At 75.1% G+C, this 2,305-nt stretch carries 3 protein-coding genes; 1 reads left to right on the forward strand and 2 read right to left on the reverse strand.

Going from position 1 to position 2,305, the window contains the following annotated elements:
• Positions 1 to 50: 50 nt before the first annotated feature.
• Together AB0C69_RS41380 and AB0C69_RS41385 are read right to left on the reverse strand one after the other, a co-directional pair.
• Entirely contained in the window at positions 51 to 770 is a 720-nt protein-coding gene (locus AB0C69_RS41380; protein WP_360362204.1) for an SMC family ATPase, read from the reverse strand.
• Positions 767 to 1,894 (reverse strand): exonuclease SbcCD subunit D, encoded by a 1,128-nt coding sequence (locus tag AB0C69_RS41385; RefSeq protein ID WP_360362207.1) that lies wholly within the window; start codon positions 1,892 to 1,894, stop codon positions 767 to 769. Before AB0C69_RS41385 ends, AB0C69_RS41380 begins: the two co-directional genes overlap by 4 nt.
• 116 nt (positions 1,895 to 2,010) lie before the next feature.
• Between AB0C69_RS41385 and AB0C69_RS41390 the strand changes: the two genes are divergently transcribed.
• The coding region (locus tag AB0C69_RS41390; protein ID WP_360362210.1) for a dihydrofolate reductase family protein at positions 2,011 to 2,305 on the forward strand (295 nt) is incomplete at its 3' end.

The raw sequence follows: 2,305 nt of genomic DNA on the forward strand, positions 1-2,305 counted from the left end.
GGAGCCCTTCAACGTCACGTCGACGCGGACCGCCGAGCCGTCCTTCGACCTCACGGGCGGCGCGGCGCCGGGACGGCCGGGCGCGGCTCGCGCGGCGGCGCGGCGCCCGTCGTCTCGCAGATCCGATCGGAGATCGAGACGGCCCGCGCGCCGAGCTCGGCGGCCTCCCGGCCGGTGGCGGCGCGGCGCTCGGCGAGCCACTTCTCGACCTGCGCGAACACCTCGGCGGCGAACAGCCGCTCCAGCACCTTGCGGCGCTCGTCGGCGCCGGCGCGCAGGAACCCGGCGAACTCCCCCTGCGGCAGCATCGCCACCTGGCAGAACTGGACGGCGGTCATGCCGAGCATCCGCGTCACGAGGTCGCCCGCCTCGTCCAGGCGGGTGGTGAGGCCCACCCAGCCGCCGTGCTCGAACTCCTCGACGACGACCTTGGCGTGCTCGGTCGTCGTCCCGGACCCGCGCAGCTTCGGCCGCTCCCAGGCGGGCGAGCGCGAGACGCGCAGCCGGCGGCCCCGGATGGTCGTCTCCAGCACCACGCGCGGCCCGGCGCCGGGGGGCGCGTGGTCGCTGCGCAGCCCCTTCACCGCGTTGCGGACGCCGGGCACCTGCCCGTAGAGCGCGAAGCAGACCGCGTCGAGGACGCTCGTCTTGCCCGCGCCCGTCCGGCCCTGGATGAGGAACAGGCCGGCGTCGGACAGCGCGTCGAAGTCGATGACCTCCGTGCCCGAGAAGGGCCCGAAAGCCGCGATCTCCAGGCGGTGCAGCCTCACGCCGTGGCCTCCTTCTGGCGGCAGGCCTCGAAGGCCTCGTCAAGCAGGGCGCGTTCGGCCTCGGTCGCGGGCCCGTCGGTGACCTCGGCGACGAAGTCGCCCGCGATGTCGAGGGCGGAGCGCTCGCGGACGCGCTCGGACCAGGTGCGGCCGCCGTCCGCGCCGCCGCCCTGCGGGTCGAAGCCGAGCACGAGCGTGTGCGGGAAGCGGCGGCGCAGCCGCTCCATCGCCGCGGACGGGCGGCGCGCGTCGGTGAGCGTGACCTGGAGCCAGCGGTCCTCGACCTCGTCGTAGGACGGGTCGGACAGCAGGTCGTCGATGCGGCCGCGGACCCGGGCCAGGCGCCGCGGGACGGGGGCCTCCACGAACTCCGCCGCGACGCCGCCGGGGCGCAGGTCGATCAGCCACGAGCCCTTGACGTGCCGCTCCTCGGAGAAGGAGTACGCCAGCGGCGAGCCCGAGTAGCGGACGCGGTCGCCGATGCTCCAGGCGCCGTGCAGGTGGCCGAGCGCCGCGTAGTCGACGCCGTCGAACACCGACGCCGACACCTGCGAGGAGCCGCCGACCGAGATGTCGCGCTCGCTCTCGCTGGACTCGCCGCCGGTGACGAACGCGTGCGCGAGCACGACCGACAGCCGGTCGTGGCGCGCGGCGTCGTCGCGGACGCGGCGCATGGCCTCGGTGAGCGCGGCGGCGTGGCTGCGCTCCTCCAGCTCCCACGGGTGGCGGACGAGCTCGGGCTCCAGGTAGGGGACGCCGTAGATCGCGGCGTCGCCCACGACGACGGGCTCCCCGACGGTCGCGAAGTCGGTGCGGACGTGCACGCCGGCGGCGTCCATCAGCGCCGACCCGAACCCGAGGCGGCGCGCGGAGTCGTGGTTGCCCGCGATGAGCACGACCCGGGTGAGGGCGGCGAGCCGCTCCAGGGCCTCGTTGCACAGCCGGACGGCGTCCACCGCGGGCAGGGCGCGGTCGTAGACGTCCCCGGAGACCAGCACGCACTCGACCCGCTCCGCCGCGACGGTCTCGACCAGGTGGTCGACGAACGCCGCCTGCGCGGCCAGCAGGTCCTCGCGGTGGAACGATCTGCCGAGATGCCAGTCGGAGGTGTGCAGGATTCGCATGTCGCAGCAACCATAGGCACCCCCTCCGACACATCCGGCGCAGAAACGCCGAGTCGCCTCAAACGATCTGCGCCGGCGATGCGATCAAGGATGCGGCGCTCCCGTAGGGTGGCGGCGTGAGCGAGCGTCCCTACGTGCTGCTGAGCTGCGCGATGTCCGCCGACGGCTACATCGACGACGCGACTCCCGAGCGGCTCCGGCTGTCCAGCACGGCGGACTGGGACCGGGTCGACGCGGTGCGCGCCGGCTGCGACGCGATCCTCGTCGGCGCGGGCACCGTCCGGGCCGGAACCAGCGGGTGGCCAGCCGCCGCCGCGTCGTTGTCGGGCGCGGCGCCGAAGCCGAAGCCTGCGAACGCCACGGCGACCACGCCGACGAGCCAGGCCAGGAGCACCAGGCGGCGGCGCCGGT

The organism is Actinomadura sp. NPDC048032 (genome assembly GCF_040653175.1).
In the GTDB taxonomy this organism is placed as follows: Bacteria; Actinomycetota; Actinomycetes; order Streptosporangiales; family Streptosporangiaceae; genus Spirillospora; species Spirillospora verrucosospora.

What these genes read in the sequence shown, in the direction of transcription:
- AB0C69_RS41385 (WP_360362207.1), bottom strand. Translation starts at nt 1,894, where the DNA reads ATGCGAATCCTGCACACCTCCGACTGGCATCTCGGCAGATCGTTCCAC.